Origin of the sequence: Micromonospora sp. DT44 (assembly GCF_049841635.1) — a bacterium.
Classification (GTDB): Bacteria; Actinomycetota; Actinomycetes; order Mycobacteriales; family Micromonosporaceae; genus Micromonospora.
In genome coordinates, this window is the sequence record NZ_JBNCKS010000024.1 from 64,001 (window position 1) to 84,358 (window position 20,358).

The 20,358-nt window shown below is 71.4% G+C and carries 15 protein-coding genes; 2 read left to right on the forward strand and 13 right to left on the reverse strand.

Annotated features, from left to right (window positions below; genetic code table 11):
- Positions 1–25: 25 nt before the first annotated feature.
- Genes ACLQ25_RS16020 through ACLQ25_RS16065 form a run of 10 tightly spaced genes read right to left on the reverse strand, consistent with a single transcriptional unit; the run spans position 26 to position 12,194 of the window.
- Positions 26–2,074, reverse strand: coding sequence for a hypothetical protein (locus ACLQ25_RS16020; protein WP_425731661.1), 2,049 nt, complete (start codon positions 2,072–2,074; stop codon positions 26–28).
- Complete coding sequence (locus ACLQ25_RS16025) at positions 2,074–3,273, reverse strand: glycosyltransferase family 4 protein (protein ID WP_425731662.1); 1,200 nt, start codon at positions 3,271–3,273, stop codon at positions 2,074–2,076. Before ACLQ25_RS16025 ends, ACLQ25_RS16020 begins: the two co-directional genes overlap by 1 nt.
- Entirely contained in the window at positions 3,273–4,220 is a 948-nt protein-coding gene (locus ACLQ25_RS16030) for a glycosyltransferase family 2 protein (RefSeq protein ID WP_425731663.1), read from the reverse strand. The genes ACLQ25_RS16025 and ACLQ25_RS16030 overlap by 1 nt, the downstream gene beginning before the upstream one ends.
- Complete coding sequence (locus ACLQ25_RS16035; protein ID WP_425731664.1) at positions 4,217–5,530, reverse strand: O-antigen ligase family protein; 1,314 nt, start codon at positions 5,528–5,530, stop codon at positions 4,217–4,219. The genes ACLQ25_RS16030 and ACLQ25_RS16035 overlap by 4 nt, the downstream gene beginning before the upstream one ends.
- Complete coding sequence (locus ACLQ25_RS16040) at positions 5,527–6,687, reverse strand: glycosyltransferase (RefSeq protein WP_425731665.1); 1,161 nt, start codon at positions 6,685–6,687, stop codon at positions 5,527–5,529. The genes ACLQ25_RS16035 and ACLQ25_RS16040 overlap by 4 nt, the downstream gene beginning before the upstream one ends.
- On the reverse strand, positions 6,680–7,987 hold the full coding sequence (locus ACLQ25_RS16045; RefSeq protein WP_425731666.1) for a glycosyltransferase family 2 protein: 1,308 nt from the start codon (positions 7,985–7,987) through the stop codon (positions 6,680–6,682). The genes ACLQ25_RS16040 and ACLQ25_RS16045 overlap by 8 nt, the downstream gene beginning before the upstream one ends.
- The gene (locus tag ACLQ25_RS16050; RefSeq protein WP_425731667.1) at positions 7,987–8,838 is read right to left on the reverse strand and encodes a class I SAM-dependent methyltransferase; all 852 of its coding nucleotides are present in this window, start codon (positions 8,836–8,838) and stop codon (positions 7,987–7,989) included. The genes ACLQ25_RS16045 and ACLQ25_RS16050 overlap by 1 nt, the downstream gene beginning before the upstream one ends.
- Entirely contained in the window at positions 8,835–9,686 is an 852-nt protein-coding gene (locus tag ACLQ25_RS16055) for a class I SAM-dependent methyltransferase (protein ID WP_425731668.1), read from the reverse strand. Before ACLQ25_RS16055 ends, ACLQ25_RS16050 begins: the two co-directional genes overlap by 4 nt.
- Positions 9,683–11,248: a lipopolysaccharide biosynthesis protein gene (locus ACLQ25_RS16060; protein WP_425731669.1), complete on the reverse strand. Its 1,566-nt coding sequence runs from the start codon at positions 11,246–11,248 to the stop codon at positions 9,683–9,685. The genes ACLQ25_RS16055 and ACLQ25_RS16060 overlap by 4 nt, the downstream gene beginning before the upstream one ends.
- A complete protein-coding gene (locus ACLQ25_RS16065) occupies positions 11,241–12,194 on the reverse strand; it encodes a sugar transferase (RefSeq protein WP_425731670.1) in 954 nt (317 codons plus the stop codon). The genes ACLQ25_RS16060 and ACLQ25_RS16065 overlap by 8 nt, the downstream gene beginning before the upstream one ends.
- A gap of 356 nt (positions 12,195–12,550) precedes the next feature.
- On the opposite strand from ACLQ25_RS16065, the gene ACLQ25_RS16070 reads away from it, so the two are divergent.
- Positions 12,551–13,603: an NAD-dependent epimerase/dehydratase family protein gene (locus tag ACLQ25_RS16070; RefSeq protein ID WP_425731671.1), complete on the forward strand. Its 1,053-nt coding sequence runs from the start codon at positions 12,551–12,553 to the stop codon at positions 13,601–13,603.
- 27 nt (positions 13,604–13,630) lie between these two features.
- Here the strand turns inward: ACLQ25_RS16070 and rfbD are convergent, their stop codons facing one another.
- The gene (rfbD, locus tag ACLQ25_RS16075; protein ID WP_425731672.1) at positions 13,631–14,563 is read right to left on the reverse strand and encodes a dTDP-4-dehydrorhamnose reductase; all 933 of its coding nucleotides are present in this window, start codon (positions 14,561–14,563) and stop codon (positions 13,631–13,633) included.
- Positions 14,564–14,744: 181 nt separating this feature from the next.
- On the opposite strand from rfbD, the gene ACLQ25_RS16080 reads away from it, so the two are divergent.
- Positions 14,745–17,132, forward strand: a complete 2,388-nt coding sequence (locus tag ACLQ25_RS16080) for a discoidin domain-containing protein (RefSeq protein WP_425731673.1) — start codon at positions 14,745–14,747, stop codon at positions 17,130–17,132.
- Between the two features lie 48 nt (positions 17,133–17,180).
- Here the strand turns inward: ACLQ25_RS16080 and ACLQ25_RS16085 are convergent, their stop codons facing one another.
- The gene (locus ACLQ25_RS16085) at positions 17,181–18,278 is read right to left on the reverse strand and encodes a hypothetical protein (protein WP_425731674.1); all 1,098 of its coding nucleotides are present in this window, start codon (positions 18,276–18,278) and stop codon (positions 17,181–17,183) included.
- A gap of 1 nt (position 18,279) precedes the next feature.
- Entirely contained in the window at positions 18,280–20,352 is a 2,073-nt protein-coding gene (gene fxlM / locus ACLQ25_RS16090; RefSeq protein ID WP_425731675.1) for a methyltransferase, FxLD system, read from the reverse strand.
- Positions 20,353–20,358 lie beyond the last annotated feature (6 nt).

Below are 20,358 nucleotides of genomic sequence, written 5' to 3' on the forward strand. Positions count from 1 at the left end.
GTGCGGGCAGCCGCCCCCTCGTTCGTCAGCCCCAGCGTTCGGCGTCGCCGACGGCGACCGCGCGGCGCAGAACAATGGATGTGGAAGAGAGTCGTTCCGTACTCGGTCGTCCTGCGGGCAGTAGTTCCTGCCCGTAGGCCGACCACCGGCCCGCCAGGTCGGGGATGGGCGTCTGCGGGGACGACGGCGGCGGCACGGGCTCGGGCATCGCCGTCTGCCAGGTCGCCTCGGGCCGGGCCAGTGGCCGTCCGAGCACGCTCACCCCGGCACTGCCGCCCCGGACCGGTGAGCCGTTCGCGTGCTCGGGACCGCGCGGAACGTCGGTAACGACCGGGTTGGGCTCGGTGATGGCGTCCTCGATGCGGGTCGACCTGACCGGCGTCTGAGGGGGGTGGGCCTTCGCGTCGCCCACGGCCCGCTCGGCCGGCATGGCCCGTTCGGCCGGCGCTGCCCGTTCGGCCGGCGCTGCCCGTTCGGCCGGCGCTGCCCGTTCGGCCGGCGCTGCCCGTTCGGCCGGCGTCGCCCGGTCGGTCGGCGCCGCCCGGTCGGTCGGCGTCGATTGCTCGACGACGGTGCCTTCGACCGTCCTGCCGCTCCCGGACGTTCGAGCCGAGCCGCCCGACTCTCCGGTCTGCCGGCGGTGCCGCCCGCCCGTGCTGCCGGAGGAGTCCTCGACGAGCGCGCTGACCAGCTCCCGGATGACGGCGCCCGACCTCGACGCCGGCACCGAAAGGGTCTCGTGTGCCACGTCCGGCGTCGGAGTCGGCTGCTGACCGGCAACCCGGTGGTCCGTACGCGCCTCCGCGCCGATCACCACGACACCGGCCAGGGGGAGCCCGAGGCGCTGCACGAGCCGGGCTGCCCGCGTACCGTCGTCGAGGTTGGTCCGGCCGGCCCGAATGACCAGCAGCACACCGTCCGCGTGCTGAGCGAAGGCGGAGATCTCCCGGCCCGCCAGGATCGGCGGCGCGTGTACGAGTACGCAGTCCTCGTCCTCACCCAACGCGTTGAGAAGTCCGCCCAGGTCGTGCAGGGCCTGCGTGTCGGCGCCCTCGCGGGGTTCGGCCGGCAGCACGGTCAGGGTGGGTAAGTCGACCAGGCGCACCGGAGAGCACTTCTGCGTGAGGACCTGTTGCCAGGTGTGTGGCGCCTCCGGGAAGTGACCGGACAGCACCGGGTCCCGTACCGCCCCGTCCACCAGCGTGGCCCGGCAGTGCTCGTCGGCCAGACCGAGACCCAGCAGCGCGGTGACCAGCGCCTTTCCGTCGTCGTCGTGGGCGCTGGTGACCAGCAGCCTCCGGCGCGGCAGCGGGGCGGTGAGCACACTGAGGGTCGAGATCGTGGCACGTACGGCGTCGGTGACGTCGGTCCGCGCGTAGAGCGCGCTGGCGTGGTGGCGGGAGAACCGGCGCGGCAGCTTCGGCAGCACGCCGAGGACCGGCAGGCCCAGGCGGGTCTCGACCTGCCCGACGTCGCGCAGTCGGCTGTCGAACCGGTCGCGCAGGATTGTCGCGCCCCAGCCGGCGAGCAGTCCGGCCAGGGCTCCGAGCACGCCGTTCAACAACGGTTTCGGAAAGGCCGGGGTGGCGGGCGCGCTCGCGGTGTCGAGCACCCGTGCGCTGATGCTGGTCGAGCCGCCCATTTCCAGTCTGCTCAGGCGGTCGCTGGCGGCACGGGAGGCCACGTTCGCGATCGCGGCGGCCTGGGCCCCGGAACCGGCGCTCGCGTGCACGGTGATGATCTGTAGACCGAGCTCGTACTCACCGCTGACGTGGCCGAGCACCGCGTGCTCGGGCAGTCGCAGCGTGCGCGCCGTCTCGATCGCGACCTCCCGGGAGCCGACGAGCCGGGCGATGGTGGGTGTGAGGTTCTGCGCGAGAGCCAGATCCGCAGGTCGGCTCTCGTCGGTCTGTTCGGCGCTGACCAGTACAGACGCCTCGGCCTCGTAGCGGGCCGGCAGGAGTGCGGTGACCCCCTGGGCGGCGGCCAGGCCCGCGCACAGGCCGATCAGCGGTACGCCCACGCGGCGCCGTGAGGCACCGAGCAGGCCCTTGACATCTATCGACGCGCTCATCAGGCGATCGCCTCTCTTGTTGAGTGCCCGGCCTCGGCGGGCGGTGTGCGAAGGGGGCGAGTGGGGGAGCGAAGCCCGCGCCAGGTGGCGCAGAGGGTGTCGACGATGCGTTCCCAGTCGAACTCGGCGTCCGCTCGGCGCAGCCCCTGGTTGGCCAGTCGGCCGGCGAGTGGGGGATCGTCGCGGAGTCGCGCGAGGCAGGCCGCCAGCGCGGGTACGTCGCCGGCGGGAAAGACCAGGCCGGCGTCGCCCACCACGTAGGGGATCTCGCCGACGTCGCTGCCCACGACCGGTACGCCACAGGCCATGGCCTCGACCAGCACCCGGCCGAACTGCTCGCGCAACGGGATGCCGACCCACGGCAGGGTGTTGCGCTGCACCACCTCGACCGACGGCATCGCCAGCGCGTCCATCCGGTTCAGCAGACCGGGCAGGTCGGCGTGCCCGGCCCAACCGTGCCGGTGCACCCGGCCGGGCCGTCGCGCGGCCGCCCGTTCGATCTCGCCGCGCAGGCTGCCGTCCCCGACCAGCGACACGTCGCAGTCGATCAGCTCGGCGGCGCGCAGCAGGTCCGTCACACCCTTGTGCGGCTCGAACCGCCCGACGAATCCGGCCGTGAACGGGCGCATCGCCGGATCGGTGGGCAGTGGGCGGAAGACCCGGGTGTCGACACCGAGCGGCACGATCGTGGCCGGACCGCGGTATCCCTTGACCCGTAGGACGTTGAGCGCCGCGGGCGTGATCGGGAAGGCGTGGTCGACGGACAGGTACGACTGCCGCTCGATGCGGGGGAACGGCGCCGGGAACCGGGTCACCACGTTCTGCGCGGCGTACAGGGTGGTGGGTACGCCGGCCCAGCAGCGCTGACGCAGCCGCAGGGCCTGCCAGGTGGTGAAGTAGGCGGCCTCGCCGATGACGTGCAGGATGTCGGGGCGTGCGGTGGTCACGTCGTGCTGGCCGGGCAGCCGGAACAGCACCGAGGCCATGTGCCCGGTCAGCGACTCGCCGAGCAGGTGCGGGACGATGTGGTACCGCAGGCCCAGGTGCCGGCCGGCGAGCCGGGCCAGCTCGCGTCGCGTCACCGGCGACACGTCCGCGGCGAGGACGGTCAGGGTGACGTCCGGCTGTTCACACAGGACGTCGAACAGGTCCGTCCAGTGTTCGGTGCGCTTGCCGACGACCGTGATCAGGACGTGCATCACGCTCCTCCTCTCGTCTCTCCTCGGGTGACCGCGATTCGGCCGATGCGGGTCCAGGCCCGCAGCCGCGCCGTTCCGGCGCGGGGTTGCAGCGGCATTCGCGCTCCGGCCAGACCGATACCGATCAGGGCGCGCAGCAGCACCGCGCCGCGTACGGCGCGCAGGGTGCCGGCACGGTGCCGGGCGAAGTACCGCAGCATGCTGCGGTACAGGTGGGGCCAGATCCAGGCCGGGTCGGAGCTGCTCGCGCCGCCGGTGTGCCGGGCGGTCACCGACGGCACGTACAGCACCTCGGCACCCCGCCGGGCGGCCTGGAGGCACAGCTCCTCGTCCTCGTAGTACAGGAAGTAGCCCTCGTCGAGCCCGCCGACCGCCTCGAACAGGTCCGTGCGTACCGCCAGGCAGGCCCCGGAGACCCAGTCCACCGCCACCGGCTGCGCTCCCCGCACGCGGGCGTCGTAGGCGGCTCGGCGCTGCCGGCCGCTGAGCAGCCGGCGCAGCGCGACCGGCGCCAGCGACCCACCGAAACGGCTGGCCAGCACCGTGCCCAGGGACTCGAACCGGTGCGCGCTGATCGCGATCCGGCCGTGCGCGTCGACGAGCCGCGGTCCCGCGATGCCCACCGACGGCCGGCTCCTGATGACCCGGACCAGCTCCGCGGCCATTCCGGGGGTGACCACGCAGTCCGGGTTGACCAGGAGGACGACGTCGGTGTCGATCCCGGCCGCGGCCCGGTTCACCGCGCTGGCGAAGCCGGTGTTGGCCGTGTTGGCGAGGACCGTCACCTCCGGGAAGCGGTGTCGGACGAGCGCGACCGTGCCGTCGGTGGAGGCGTTGTCCACCAATCGGACCGGCAGTCCCTCCTGCCGTAGCGCGGTCAGGGCGGCGACGATCTGCCGCTCCGAATTGTGGGTCACCACGACGGCGGTGGCGTCGGCGTTACTCATACCGTGACTCCCGTCCGGTGCACCGGACGGTGCAGGAGCGCTCCTGCGAATCGTCGGAGCGGTGCGCCTTCCTGTTCTGCGGTGAGCAGGGTCAGTGCCGGCAACAGGCCCAGTTCCCAGTGCCCGTCGGTCGGCGCGGCGAAGACGGCGGCGGCCAGGAAGCCGCAGGAGAGCGCCGCGAACGGCAGCGTGATCCCGTTCCGACTACCCAGGCCGACGCGGACGCTGCGCAGGATCGGCCAGAGGACGAGCAGGAGGCCGACCAGCCCGATGTTGGCCAGCACCGTGACGTAGAAGGCGTGGTAGACCGGCCCGACGTCGGTGAGGGTGAAGCCGGACAGGTAGACGCCCGGCGTGCTCTGGCCGAGGCCGGCGCCGACCAGCGGCTGGTCGGCGAAGACACCCAGGCCCACTGACGACTCCGCACCCCGGTAGCCGGCCGACTGCGCCAGGCCCTTGGCGATCTCGCCGGACCGGTCGCGTACCCCCGGTTGCAGGGCCAGGACCGCCGCCACCGCGACGCCGGCGGCGGCGGTGGCGGCCAGCCCGGTGCGGACGGCCCGACCACCACGGACCAGCATGATCAGCAGGGCCAGCGCGGCGGCGAGCCAGATTCCCCGGTACGACGCCAGGAGGACGTCGACGGCGAAGAACCCGGCGAGCAGGAGGACGCCGTTGCGACGCCACCCCCGCAGTCGACCGGCGGCCCAGATCAGCGGCGGGACCGCCATGAGGGTGATGAGTCCGCCGTGCCGGCCGGGCGTGGTGACGGCGAGCGCGGTGAAGACGCCCGCCAGCACCACGTACAGGACGCCGGCCGCCAGGATCCGGCGGGTCGTGGTCAGGGTGTGTGTCGCGACGAAGAAGTACACCGGGATCGTGGCCATCTGGTAGGCGGCGACCAACACCTCCTCGGCCTGGTTGCCGACGGCGAGGCCGTAGATCGCGGCCACGACGGTCAACCCGATCAGGCACAGCATGCCCACGTCGGCGGGCGTACGCCCGGCTGGCCGTTCCACGCGGAGCCAGTGGCGGACGGCCAGCGCGACGCCGCCGGCGGCCAGCAGCAGCATCTTCACCGCGATGAACCCGCGGACGTCACCGCCGCTGAGCATGGCACCGATCACGGCGCCGCCGATGATGCCGACCGGCAGCACCGCCCAGGGCCAGAGCAGGAACACGCCACAACAGAGGACGCCGGCGGCGGCGGCCAGCCCGACCGGCCCGGGCAGCAGGGTGACCACGGTGACCAGGGCGCCCAGCCCCGCGCCGCCGAGCAGCACGGTCGGTGCGACGATCGGCACTCTCATCGCGGCAACCCCGCCAGCAGTGAACGCAGTCGCACACCCCGCACGGCCCAGGTGTTGCGAACGGCGACCGCCCGGCGTCGGGCGGCCTGCTCGGGTACGCCGGCACCGTCCAGCGCGTCGCCGACGGCGGCGGCGAAGCCCGTCGCGTCGCCGGCGAGGGTGATGACGTCGGCGAGCGCGTGCAGCGCCGGCAGCGGCGTGGCGACCACGGGCTTGCCGAGGGCGAGGTACTCGTAGCACTTCTTCGGGTGCACGTAGTCCACGAGGCTGCCGACCCGGTACGGGATGATGGTGACGTCGCAGGCTCGCAGGATGTTCGGCACCTCCGCGAAGCCGACGGGGTCCACCAGGTGCACGTTGGACAGGTGCGTCAGCGGGGCGCGGCCGGCACGGGTGGACGGTCCGATCAGCAGGAAAGTCCACTCGGGGTGTGCCCTCGCCACCTCGGCGACCAGGTGCGCGTCGAAGGCGCGGGTGTCGACCGCCCCGCTGTAGCCGATCAGCGGCCGGCGCAGCCCGGCCAACCAGGGCGCGACCGGGCCGTCCGGCGAGAAGTGCTCCGGGTCGCAGCCGTTGGCCAGGACCACCGGCGCGGGGTCGACGGCGGGCATCCGTTCCGGCAGGGCGCTGGACGAGGCGAGCACGAGGTCGGCCGCGCCGACGGCGGAGTGCAGCGCACGGCGCAGGTGCCGTCGGTTCCAGGGGCGCGTGAACGTCCAGTCCAGGTCGGTGGCGTCGTACACGACCGCGGACGCGTCCAGTCGGGCGGCGACCGGCGCGGCCAGGTCCTCGTCCAGCCACAGCAGCCGTACCGAGTCGGCGTGCCGGCGGAACCAGCGGCGCAGCCGGAGCGCGGCGAACCAGCGGTTGACCCGGTTGACCGGCGGTACGTGCCGGCCGAACGGCAGGAGAGCCGGCCCGGCGCACTGCCACAGGCCGTCGGCCACCTGCCGGACGCGCAGCCGCCACCGTGGGAGGTGCCCGGCGGGATCGACGAAGAGCACCCGGTGGTCGACGGTCAGTTCGCGTGCCAGCGCGTGCTGCCGGTGGGCGCCGTTCGCCCACGGGATGCCGCTGAAGACGACCACCCAGTCCGGGTCGTCGGTGACCGTCGGGTCGGCCGGTGCCACCGGTCGGCGGGCGGTGCGCTCAGCCACGACCCGACCGTTCCATCGGCCGGGGCGCTGCGGCCGGCAGCACCTCGTCCTCACCGAGCCGGCCCAGCACCGGACGCGCGCGCTCGTCGTCGAGCCGCAGCAGGCGTGCGCCGGCTTGCCGGTCCAGCCAGCCACGCAGCACGCTGGCCGCGACCCGCCGGTTGATCCAGTTGACCGGCGGCAGCGCGTCACCCAGCGGCAGCGCGGTCGGCGCGACCGCGCGCCAGGCCGTCGAGCCGATCGGGGTCATCTCGCACCGCCAGCGGGGACGACGGCCCGGCGGGTCGACGAAGAGCAACCGTTGCCCGGGCGTCAACTGGTCCGACACCGCCTGGTGCCGCTCGACCGACCAGCGGTCGCGGCTGAACAGCACCACCCAGTCGCGGGTGTCGCCGTCGGGCAGCGGACCGACGTCGCCGCGCAGCGCGGCGAGCAGGTCGGTCATTCCGAGCTGTACGGGGCGGCCAAGGAGCCGCTTGACGAGGTGGTCGAGGACCAGGACGACCTGGAACACCGCCATCCGGTGCCGAGGCTGGGTGGTCCGCAGGTAGCTGACCATGCTGCCCAGCAGGTGTCGGAAGCGGATGGCCGGTCCGAGCAGCCGGCAGGACGCGCCCCGGCTGTGGGTCACCACCGCGTCGGGGAGCATCCACAGTTGGTGGCCGGCCTGCTGGAGCTGACGGGCGAGGATGGCGTCGTTCCAGTAGACCGGGAACGTCTCGTCGAAGATGGTCTGCCGACCGAGCACCGAACGGCGCAGCAGCATGCAGCTACCGGAGGCGAGTTGCCGGGGGCGGCTGAAGTCCTCGCCGCGCATCTGGAACCGGTGCAGCGCCTGGCGGAACCCGGGCATGCGGCGCAGCACGGTGACCAGCGCGATGCTGGCGGCGAAGCTGGGCTGCTGGACGTAGTGCTGCTGGAAGGTGCCGTCCGGGTTCAGGTAGAGCGGGCTCACCCCGGCGACGTCCGGCCGCTCCCGAAGATGGTCGATCATCCGGGTCAGCGCGCCCGGATGGAACCGGACGTCGCTGTTGAGCAGCAGGACCAGCTGTCCGGTCGAGCGGCGGTACGCCTGGTTGACGGCGGCGGCGAAGCCGGTGTTGTGGCTGTTCCGGATCAGGCGGACCCGGGGTTGGTCGGCGAGCATGTCGGCGGAGCCGTCGGACGATGCGTTGTCGACGGCCACCACCTCGTAGTCCAGGTCGGCGGGGGCGGTCGCGGCCAGCGACTCCAGGCACTGCCGGGTCTGCTCGCGCGTGTTCCAACTGATCAGCAGGACCGACAGCAGTGGGGCGCCCATCACGACCCGCTCCGGTCGTTCCGGCGGGCGAAGATCCGCAGCAGGTCGCCCTGGCGGGGGTGTGTCACCCGGGGCGAACCGCAGGCGGCGACGTCGGCGACCAGGAGGTTCCGCGCGTTGCGCCACCGGGCCGCCGCGCGCCAGTAGAACCGCGAGAAGACCGTGTCGTGGGAGATGACCCGGAAGCCCGTCTCCACCAACATCCGGCTGAGCGTGTCCGGGGTGAAGTGCCACCGGTGGTACGCCGGGGCGATGGCGGGCCAGTCGGTGCCGAGTCGGCGGGCGGCGGCGGAGGCGATGTTGGGTACTTCGAGGGCGAGCCAGCCGCCGGGGGTGAGGGCGGTGTGGGCGGCGTGCAGGAAGGCGCGGGGGTCTTGGACGTGTTCGAGGACGTGGAAGGCGCAGATGGTGTCGGCGGTGAGGGTGGGTGCGATGGTTTCGAAGTAGCCCTGGCGTACGGGCATGTGGAGGTGGTCGCGGGCGTAGGTGGCGGCGGCGTGGCTGACTTCGATGCCGGTGGCGTTGATGCCGGCGTGGTGGGCGGCTTCGAGGAAGTAGCCGCCGGCGCAGCCGGCTTCGAGGAGCGTGCCGGGGCGGGTGGCCGAGAGTAGCCACCGCAGCCGGCGGCCCGCCTCGAACCGGCGCTGACCGGCCGAGGAGAAGTACTCCTGGTACCCGTCGGTGGTGTAGTAGGCCTCGTCGTACAGCTCCTCGGGGTCCGGCGCGTCGCCGGCCGTCCACACGAAGCCGCAGTCGGCGCAGCGCCAGAGCAGGTCGCCGAGCGTCGGCGAGTGCCCGCCGGCGCGGCCGCAGAGCCGGCAGCGGACCAGCTCGATCCCATCCAGTTTCATCGGGTACTCCGTCGGTGTTGTGGCGTCCGGGCGATCACCCGGAGCAGGTCGCCGAGTCGCGGATGGGTCAGCCGCGGTGAGCGGAGCCCGATCAGGTCGGCGGGTAGGAGGTGTCGCGCGTGCCGCAGCCGGTACCGCAGCGGCATGTAGTAGCGAAAGACGGTGGTGTCCTGCTGGACCACCTCGAAGCCGGCGTCGGTGACGAGCCGGACCAGCGTGGCGGGGGTGAAGTGCCAGCGGTGGTAGCGCGGTTGCAGACCCGGCCAGTCGGTGCCGAGTCGGCGGGCGGCGGCGGAGGCGATGTTGGGTACTTCGAGGGCGAGCCAGCCGCCGGGGGTGAGGGCGGTGTGGGCGGCGTGCAGGAAGGCGCGGGGGTCTTGGACGTGTTCGAGGACGTGGAAGGCGCAGATGGTGTCGGCGGTGAGGGTGGGTGCGATGGTTTCGAAGTAGCCCTGGCGTACGGGCATGTGGAGGTGGTCGCGGGCGTAGGTGGCGGCGGCGTGGCTGACTTCGATGCCGGTGGCGTTGATGCCGGCGTGGTGGGCGGCTTCGAGGAAGTAGCCGCCGGCGCAGCCGGCTTCGAGGAGCGTGCCGGGGCGGGTGGCCGAGAGCAGCCACCGCAGCCGGCGGCCCGCCTCGAACCGGCGCGGTCCGGCCCGGAAGTAGTCGTCGTAACCGCCGTCGGCGAAGTAGTCCTCGTCGTAGCGGCCGTCCGCCTCGGCCTGCTCCTGTGCGGTCCAGGCGAACCCGCAGGCCGCGCAGCGGCGCAGCAGCCCACCGAGTTCGGGTCGGTGGTCCTGCCGCGGTCCACACACGAGGCACCGGGCGGTCCGGCGGTCGACGCTCATCGCGGACCGCCCGCCGTCGACGCGAGGATGGCCGCGGGAGCGCGCAGCAGCCGGTGCAGGCGCATCCGGTCGCCCGCGCTGACGTGTCCGCCGATGACCAGCAGGACGGCGGCGACGAGCAGGGTCAGACCCGTCCGGCTGGACACGGCGAGGGCGGCGTCGAGTCGCCCCGGGCCATCCGGCAGGTATCGGCTTGCCGCGCTCGCGACCAGTCCGGCCGCGACCGCCACGGCGATCGGCGGCCAGACCGCCCGTGCCAGCGGCGTCAGCCGCCGGGCCGTCGCCGCGTGAAAGTGGACCAGGAAGTACGCGGTGCTGAGCACCACGGCCAGGGCGGTCGACAGGGGTACGCCCAGCGGTCCGCAGAGCCAGATCAGCGGCGCCGTGAGGGCCAGGTTGAGAACGACGGACAGCAGCACGTACCGCGTCTCCAACCCGGGTCGGCCCTCGGCCCGGGCCACCACGGTGGTCGCCCCACTGATCAGATTGAGGGCGTAGGCGGGGGTGAGCACGAGGATGTTCACCGTGGCCCAGGTGACCTGGTGTCCCAGCCAGAGCCGGACCAGCGGGTCGGCGCTGACCATCAGGGCCGCGGCGGCCGGCGCGAGGAACAGGGCCAGGTAACGGGTGGCCGCCAGGTGGAACCGGTCCGCCCAACCGATGCCTTGGGCGGCCGAGCGCGCGACCGCCGCGGGGAACAGCACGACCAGGGCGAGGCTCGGCGGTAGCCGCAGCAGGTTGAGCAGGCGGGTGCCCAGGTCGAACTCGCCGGCGACAGCGGGGCTGAAGACGCCGCCGAGGACGAGGCGGTCGAGTTCCACGTTGACCATGCCCGCGCCGGCGGACACCTGCACCCGCATGCCGTACCCGCCGATCCGGCGTACGTCGCGCCGGTGCAGCCGTGCCCAGCGCGGAGACAGGTCCGGACGCTGTCGGTGGGTGGCCCCGGCGAGCAAAAGGGTACGGATCGCGCCGGTGGCGGCGGCCGAGGCGGCCAGTGCCGCGAGGCCGCCGCCGAGGCGTACCACCAGGATGGCCAGTGCCGCGCCGAGCACGGCGGTGCCGGCGCTGATCGCCGCGAGCGACCCGTACCGCTGGCCGCCTTCGAGCACGGCACGCCAGGGCAGCTCGACGGCGCCGGCCACCAGGCCGAGAACCAGCCAGAGCGTGGCGTGCCACGCCTCGTCGGCGAGGTCGCCCAGCCGCAGCAGCCCGCTGATCCACGGCCAGCAGACGCCGAGCGTGCCCACGGTGAGCAGACCGAGCAGCACTGCCCAACCGAGCGTCAGCCCCTGCAGTCGGCGCACCAGGTCCCGGTCCGCCGCGCTCACGGCCTTGGCCACCTCGCGCACCAGCGCGGAGCCGAGTCCGAGATCGATCAGCGCGGCCATCGTCAGCAGGCCGGTCAGCACGATCCAGACGCCGAACTCCCGGGGCCCGAGGCTCTGGTAGACGACCGGCACCGAGACCAGCCCGGACAGCGCCATGACCACCCGCGCGCCCAGCATGCTGGCCGTGTTGCGGGTGACCCGGGTGTCGACCGTGTCGGTGGCGCTACCCACGGGGGAACCCCCGGAACAGCTCGACGACGGTCAGCAGCAGCAGGGCCAGGTCGACCCGCATCGACCGGCAGTTGAGGTAGAGCAGGTCGCAGCGGAGCTTGTCCTCGACGGTGGCGGCGTAGCCGCCGGTGAGTTGCGCGATGCCGGTCAGGCCCGGGCGGATCAGGTGCCGCAGGTCGTAGTGCGGCAGGCGTTCGAAGCCGGCGATGAACTCCGGGCGTTCGGGGCGTGGGCCGACGAGGCTCATCTCGCCGCGTACGACGTTCCACAGTTGCGGGAGCTCGTCGAGGCGGGAGCGTCGTAGCCAGCGTCCGATCGGGGTGATCCGGGCGTCGTCGGGCTGGGCCAGGACGGGCCCGGTGGCCTGTTCCGCGTCGACTCGCATGGTCCGGAACTTGACCAGCCGGAACAGCCGGCCGCCCGCGCCGACGCGCTCCTGAAGGTAGAACGGTGGACCGGTGAACGAGACCACGGCGGTGATCAGCGCGATCAGCGGGATCACCACGACAGCGCCGAGCAGGATCACGGCGAGGTCGAAGGCCCGCTTGAGTCGTTCGTGCCGGGGTCGGCCCGCGCCGGAGGCCAGGCGGATCCAGGGCAGCCCGCCGAAGCGGGCCATCGCCGGCGCTCGCAGCAGCCCGTAGACCGGTCGTGCCAGCACCAGGATCTCGACTCCGGCGCTCAGGCAACTGGTCATGAGGCGCTCGTCGATGCTCTCCAGGGAGTGCTTGAGCAGCAGGAGTCGGGGACGGACACGGGCCAGGACCGCCGCGACGTCCTCGGCGCGCGACGGCATCGGCAGCCGGGCGGCGACGTCGAACTCGTCGTCGAGCCGGTCGGGTACGGCGGCGACGTCGTCCGGCTCAATGACCACCACGCGTACGCGCCGGTTGTTCTCCTCCGACCTCGGGGTCCGCTCGCGCCGCTCGGCGCGGGGCACGGACACCTGGTAAACCGCCGGTGACCTCGACGCCGTACCGACACCGATCGGGACGTCGGCGCGGCCGAGCGACGCCGGAGAGTGGCCCGTACGGATGGGACCCCCGGTCTTCCTCAACGCGTCGACCTCCTCGGTCAGGGACTCGCAGGGCATGCCAGCCAGCACCCCGGGAGCAAGTGTCAAGGACAAAAACCCCAAGAGGGTCAAAACGGCAAAAAAAGGATTCCGGGGACGAGCGCGCCTATATGGCGTCAACCTGGGTGGCGAAAGGTTCCCTTTTTGGGCGTTCCAGGCCAGCGCCCGGTGGCCCGAGCCCGGGTTGCCGCGCCGGCCGACGGCCCTGTCGCACCGAGGAGTTCCAGATGGTCCTGTCCGACATCGCTGCCAGTGGAGAACCGACGGCAGTCCCGGTGCCCCGGCGCGTTCTGGTGATCGGCGGCGCCGGCTTCATCGGCAGCCACGTGGTCGCCCGGATGATGCTGATGGGAAGCGAGGTTCGCGTCCTCGACAACTTCTCCACCGGGCGGCTGGAGAACCTCGCCGACGCCGCGTACGGCGGGCTGACCGAGGCCGACGTGGTGACCGGCGACATCCGTACTCCAGAAGGGCTGGAGATCGTGCACCAGTGGCAACCCGAGGTGGTGGTGCACCTGGCCGCGCAGCCCAGCGTCCCGGCGGCCCGCCGCTCACCCCTCTACGACGCCGACGTGAACGTGTTCGGCACCGTCAACGTGCTCGACGCCTGCGTGCGCAGCGGCGTACGGCTGGTGATCAACGCGGCCAGCAGCGCCATCTTCGGCCGGATCCCCGCCAACGAGCTGCCGATCCGTGAGGACCACGCGATCGCGCCGGTCAGCCCGTACGGCATCAGCAAGGCCGCCGGCGTGCACTACCTCGACTGGTACGGGCGGCAGCACGGCCTGGCGTACACCTCGATGGTCTTCGGCAATGTCTACGGCCCCCGGCAGGAGGGCGGTGACTGCGGCGTCGTGTCCCTGATGGCCGATGCCCTCGTCCGTGGTCGGCAGGTGGTTATCTACGACGACGGCGCTCAGACCCGGGACTTCATCCACGTCAGTGACGTGGCCGAGGCGGTGGCCGTCGCCTCGCACCACCCGGGGGCGGGGATGGTCAACATCGCCTCTGGCCGGCAGACGAGCATCAACGAGGTGTACGACGCCGTCCGGGACGCGTGCGGGGTCGACGCGGCGGCCCGCTACGAGCCACTGCCGTGGCCGGGGGAGGTGCGCGCCATGGCGCTCGACATCCGCAAGGCCCGTGAGCTGCTCGGGTGGTACCCGAAGGTCGGCCTCACCGAGGGTGTGCGGATGACGGTGCGCGACGCTCGCCGTCGCCACGGCGGCCAGGTCCTCACCCAGGCGCGCGACCTCGACCCGGTGGCGGCGACCCAGTAACGGCGTCGGGACGCCCGCGCCGTGCGGTTACCGCCCCAGCGTCTCGAGGCGCGGTGAGCGGGCGCGGGCGGTCCCGGCGAGGGCGGCGAACACCGGTGTCCGCAACGCTTCCTCGAGCTGCTCCCGCCACGGCGCCTGCGGGCTCACCCCGGCCACCCGCCACCGCCCGTGCCCCAGCACGCCGTAGGCGGGACGCTGCGCGGGGCGGGGGAACATCGTGTGCGACACGGGCTGGACCCGCTCCGGGTCCAGCCCGGCAAGCTCGAACAGCGCACGGGTCAGGTCGTACCAGGTCGAGTGGCCCGCGCTGGTGCCGTGGTAGATGCCCGGCGGCGCCACCCCGGCGTGGGCTGCCTGGCCCAGCTCCACCAACTGCCGGGCCAGCGCCCGGCTCCAGGTCGGCTGTCCGGTGTGGTCCGCCACCGCCCGCACCACGCGGGACTCGGCGGCCTGGGCGAGCATGGTGGCGACGAAGTTGCGTCCGTGTTCGCCGTACAGCCAGGCGGTACGGACGATGTAGCCCTGCTCGGGCAGGTACTGCCGCAGCGCCTCTTCACCGGCGAGCTTGCTCCGGCCGTACGCGTTCACCGGGCCGGTGGGTTCGTGCTCCTGGTAGGGGCTGCGGGCGGCGCCGCCGAAGACGTAGTCGGTCGAGATGTGCAGCAGGCAGGCCCCGGAATCCGCGCAGGCCCGCGCCAGGTGACCCACGGCTGTGCCGTTGACGGCTGTCGCCTCGTCCTCGGCGTCCTCGGCGGCGTCCACATTCGTCCAGCCGGCGGCGTTGACCACGATGTCGTGGCCCGGCACGAGGCTCGCGACCGCCGCGGGATCGGTGACGTCGAGCGTGGCGTGGTCGGCGATGGTCACGGACGCGCCGGGGTGGTGTGTCAGCGCGTCGACCATGTCCCGACCCAGCATGCCGTGCGCTCCGGTCACCAACCAACGAGCTGCTATCTCCATCGAAGAAGGATAAAACGTACAAAACAACCAAGCAGCACCTTTGAGGCACGAAACATGGCAGGCCTACATCGCTTCCCGGAATCTGACGAATTTTTGCATTGATCAGTCCTACTCTTGCTGAACCACATTCGGAACTGCCACGATGACCGTCAATGCCTTCCGTCCCGAAGGAGTGGTCCCCATGGCGGTAACCCGCCGCAGGTTCGTCACGTCCGTGTTGGCGGGCTCCGCCCTCGCCGCCGCCTCCACCACCGAACTGCTCGCCACGCTCGACAGCCCCGCAGAGGCCGCCAGCCCTGTCGGGGACGTGGTCGGCAAGGTCACCGTCGGCTACCAGGGCTGGTTCAGCGCACCCGGCGACTCCGCGCCGATCGGCGGCTGGTGGCACTGGAGCCGCGACCGGTTCCAGCCGCCCTCGCCCAGCAACACCACAATCGTGTCCTGGCCGGACATGCGCGAGTACACGCGCAGCTATCCCACCGCGTACCCGAACCTCGGCAACGGATCGCCGGCCACCCTCTTCTCCTCCTACGACCAGCAGACCGTGGACACCCATTTTCGCTGGATGCAGGAGTACGGCTGCGACACCGCCGCACTGCAACGCTTCAACCCGACGGGCGACGAGGGGCCGACCCGCGACGCCATGACGCTCAAGGTCCGCTCGGCGGCCGAGCGCTACAACCGCAAGTTCTACATCATGTACGACGTCACCGACTGGCTCACCATGCAGGCGGACATCAAGACCGACTGGCTGAACAAGATGTCGACGCACACCGCGTCCAGCGCGTACGCCCGCCAGAACGGCAAGCCCGTCGTCTGCATCTGGGGTTTCGGCTTCAGCGAACCGAGCCGGCCCTTCACCCCCGGGCCCTGCCTGGAGGTCATCAACTGGTTCAAGGCGCAGGGCTGCTACGTCATCGGCGGTGTGCCCACCTGGTGGCGGCAGGGCATCGAGGACTCCCGCTCCGGCTTCCTCGACGTCTACCACGCCTTTCACGCGATCTCGCCGTGGATGGTCTACCGGACCGACACCCTCGAAGGCCTCGACTCGTACTACAACAACGTCAACATCGGCGACATGGCCGACTGCGCGGCGCGCGGCATCGACTACCTGCCCTGCGTGATGCCCGGTGACCTCGCCGGCGGGCACCGCCGCCACGGCGACTTCTACTGGCGGCACATCTACAACATGGTCCGGCTCGGCTCCCAGGGCCTCTACGTGTCCATGTTCGACGAGTACAACGAGGGCAACCAGATCGCCAAGACGGCCGAGACGCAGGCGATGACCCCGGCCGGCGCGAACATCCGCGCCCTCGACGAGGACGGCGTCGCCTGCTCCTCCGACTACTACCTGCGGATCACCGCCGACGGCGGCCGCATGCTCAAGGGACAGCTCGCCCTCACCGCCACACGCCCCACCCCGCCCACGGTCGGCACCCCGCCCCCGACCAGCGGCGACCTCGCCGCCGGCCGGTCCGCCTCGGCCAGCAGCCAGAATGGCTCGTTCACGGCGGCGAACGCGGTGGACTCCGACGCCGGCAGCTACTGGGAGAGCGGCGGCGGTTCATTCCCGCACTGGTGGCAGGTCGACCTGGGCGCCAGCCAGCAGGTCAGCCGGCTCGTCGTGCGACTCCCCGCCGGCTGGGGCGCGCGTACCCAGACCATCACCGTGCAGGGCAGCGTCGACGGCAGCTCCTTCTCGACCATCGCCGGCGCCTCGGCGTTCGCCTTCGACCCGGCGACCGGCAACACCGTCAGCCGCACGCTGACGACCACCACGGCCCGCTACCTCCGGCTGAGCATCGCCGGCAACACCGGCTGGCCGGCGGGCCAGCTCGCCAAGGTCGAGGTGTACGGCTCCAGCGGCACCACGGACAACCCGCCGACCGCCCCCAGTGGTCTCGCCGTGACCGCCAAGACGTCGAGCAGCGTCTCCCTGGCGTGGACGGCGTCGACCGACGACAAGGGTGTCACGGGTTACCAGGTACGCCAGGGCGGCACGGTCGTCGCCACCGTCACGGGCACCACCGCGACCGTGAGCGGGCTCAACGCGTCCACCTCGTACACCTTCACGGTCGTCGCCCGCGACGCCGCCGGCAACACTTCGTCTGCGTCGAACGCCGTCACCGTGACCACCGACGCCGCCGCCAACTCCGACCTCGCCCGCGGCCGATCCACCAGCGAGAGCAGCCACGTGCAGAGCTACGGCTCGGGCAACGTGGTCGACGGCGACGCCAACAGCTACTGGGAGAGCGCCAACAACGCCTTCCCCCAGTGGGTGCAGGTCGACCTGGGCGCTGCGCGCACGGTCGGACGGGTGGTGCTGAAGCTGCCGCCGTCGTCGGCGTGGGGTGCTCGTACGCAGACTGTCGCCGTGAGCGGCAGCACGGATGGTTCGAGCTTCGGGACGCTGGTCGGGGCGGCGGGGCGGGCGTTCGATCCTTCGACGGGCAACTCCGTGACGCTGACGTTCAGTGCCGCGCAGACCCGTTACGTGCGCATCACCGTTACCGGTAACACCGGCTGGCCGGCCGGGCAACTGGCGGCGCTGGAGGTGTACGCCAGCTGACCGGACGTGGGGCGGCCGCCGGACGCCGACCGGCGGCCGCCCATCCCGTCAAGCGTGCGCCAGCCGGTGTATCACCGAAGTGCTGATGGCCAAGGGCTGCAGCAAGCGATCGAGGATGACGGCGAGCGTGTAGCCGCTCGGCGATCCACCTGCTCGCAGTGTTTCGGCAAGCACGGCTTCGGCCGGCGCGTCGATAACGGTGAGGATGCCCTCGTGCTCCAATAGCTGACCCGCCATGTAGGCGTCCTTCACGACGAGGGCCTGCCCGATCAGCTCGGCGGCGAAGCTGCGAAACCCAGGCTTATCTATGTCACCTGCAGCGTCGATGATCGAGAGGGCTAGGCGAGTATGGAAGGTGGCGAGACTGGGCGTGGGCGTCAGCCGTAGGCAACTGTCGAGCATCGTGCCGAGGAGGGCCTCTTCCGCCTCGCCAGTGTTGCTCAGGTAGGCCAGGCATGCGGTCACGGCCTCTTCCCAGGGTTCACCGCTGACGGTTTCGGCGACGATCGTGCGTGCCTGCTTGACCTCTCCAGCGATGAGGTGCGCGATGATCGCTACCTGTCGTCCGTCGAGCATCCGTTGGCCGATCCCCTTGTGGCGCTTGAGGTGGTCGTATGCGTCGTGCCACCTGCCAGTGCTGGTCAATGCGCGAGTGCCCTCCGCGAGGAGTACGCCCCAGAGCCACTGCCCTACGTCCCGATGGTCGTCCGCGTTCCGGGTGAGCTTGCTCGCCGCCAGCGGGTAGTCGTCGATCATTGCGTCCGTGCACGTGGAGACCGCACGAAAGAGATTGGCGAGGATTCGATGGGCGGCGTGGCCGTTGCCGCCTCTGATGTGCAGACGGGCGAGGTTCACCAGTGGCTCCAGAGCATGCCGTGCAGCCTGCGCACCCAGTGGGCGGGCAGGTAGAAGATAGGCGTCGGCGTGGTCGTGGCACCACCTCCGGGCCAGCTCGGCCTGGCCGCAGTCGGAGGCGATCAGGGCGGCCTGGTTGAGTACCGCGGAGGCCGCCGAGAGGTCGTCCTCACGCTGTGCAAGCTCGGCGAGCGCACAGAGGTCGTCGATGCGAGCGGCTACTGATTTCGCGACGGGCCGCGGCCGGGCCACCAGGGGGAACCGTCTTAGGAGTTGGCTGTTCGGGTCCATGTCACTGCCAGGTGACGGTGATCGGGTGGTGCGGTCGAGGTAGAACGAAGCGCCCGATGGAGGGGTCTGCGGCGCCGAGTACGTCCGGCATCCCGAAGGAGACGTCGCGGGTGCGGTAATCGGCGTCCCAAGTGCTGATCTCCTCGCTGACCTGCTGAGCGAGATCCTTGCCGCCGGGGCCGTGGCCGAGGACGCCGACCTCGTAAACCTTGCCGCCGTCGCGCGCCGGAGGTGCCGGGCGGAGGGTGAGGTAGGCGAGGTCTTGGCCGCGCGCGGTTGCCATCGCGCCCCATTGGAACATCGGAGCGACAGCGCCTCGCTCCTTGGCCTGAGGCTGCACGTTCATCCGCATGATGGCGTTGTCGAGGCGACAAGCCAGCCAGAGGTCCATCCACTCGAACGAGACCATCGGCGGGAAGAGCACGCCGGTCCACAGCTCGTGCCGCTCGGAGTCGAGTACGCCGTAGAGCGCTGTGCCGTCGACGGTCTGATCTTTGTTGACCTGCAGGGTCACGTCCTGCTCCGTGTTCAAGGCGACCAGTCGTCGGGCGTCGTCGCCGATACCGCGTAGTGGCATGAAGACGGCAAGTTGGCTGCCGTTGTCGCGCCATCCATTGTTGTGCCGTTCGAAGGTGATGCAGCGGGATGCGGCGCCGCGCAGGCGCAGTGGCACCACCAGCCGACCGCCGGGGGCGAGCTGATCGAGCCACTGTGTGGGCGTCTCCCAGGCTCCGACGGTGGCGATGATCCGCTCGTATGGAGCGCCGGTGGGATGTCCGAGTGCTGCGTCAGCGTGGATGACCTCGACGTTGGCCACGCCTGCGGCGGCGAGGTGTTCGCGAGCTCCGGCGACGAGGTCCTCATCGACATCGATCGTGACGACGTGTCCCGTGTCGCCGACGATCGCGGCGAGGAGGGCGGCGTTGTAACCGGTCCCGGCGCCCGCTTCCATGATGCGGTGGCCAGGTAGGGCGTTGAGTTGTTCGAGCATCATGGCGACGATGCGCGGTTGGGAGGCGGCGCTGATGGAGGTGCCGCGGCCGTCGGTCTTGGTGTAGACCGGTGCGTCGGCGTATGCCTGCTCCAGCGGGACGCCGGGCAGGAACAGGTGCCGGGGCGTCTGCCGCACCGCGGCCTCGACTCCGGAGGTCCGGATGACCTTGTCCGCGCGAAGCTGATCCACGCGCTGGTTTCGCAGGTCCGCGGGTTCGATGTGCGTGGTCACCTGGACGACGCTAACGGCTGGCAGCGTGGGTTCTGGGGTCGACACGGCACTCCTTCGTGGGTTGAAAACCGTCTCTACCGCGAGTGCGGCGAGGATGGACTGGTCCTCTAGAGGCAGGCCGATCCGGTTGGCATGGAAGATGACGTGATGGGCGATGACCGCACGCAGGCCCCGTCGGAGGCGACCGTGCCGCGCCAGGTCGGCGAGGTCCTGACCAGCAGCCTCGAACGCGTCGAGCCAGGTGCTGTAGCTGGCGAGTGGGCTGTCTGAATTGGGACGGGCGAGGCTGTGGACGTCCGCGGTCATGAGCCGCTTCACTGCGCGGCCCAGTACTGCGGCCGCCTGGTCCGGTAGGACTGCGGCGGGTCGGTGCTCGGCGACCTTGGCCCACACGTCGCCCTGCTCGTACCAGTCCAGGCCGGCGCCGCGCATCAGCACGCTGCACAGCAGCACGGCGAGTTCGCGTCTGCCGAGCGGAGCCGACTCCGTGCAACCAGGATCGAGGAGCAGGTGCCGGGAGTCGTCGTGGAAGAGGCGGTGCGCGATCTGCATACCGGCCGTGCCACCGAACGCCAGCGTCTCGGGCTCGTAGACACCTCTGGTCCAGTTCGTGATCAGCTTGTCGACGGTGAGCTTCTCCAGCAGGTCCTCGACCACGCAGGAGGCGGGGTCGTCGGCGAGGTATCGCAACCGCCACCAGGGGTACTTGCGGATGTACCACCAGTTGTGGAGGACGCCCTCGTTCTGCGCGGTGGCGAGTGCGGGGGCGAGCAGGGTGGTGGCGACGTGTTCGGCCGTTGCGGGATCTGCGCTTTCGACGGTGTACTGCCGCCAGGCGGGCACGGGCATCAGACT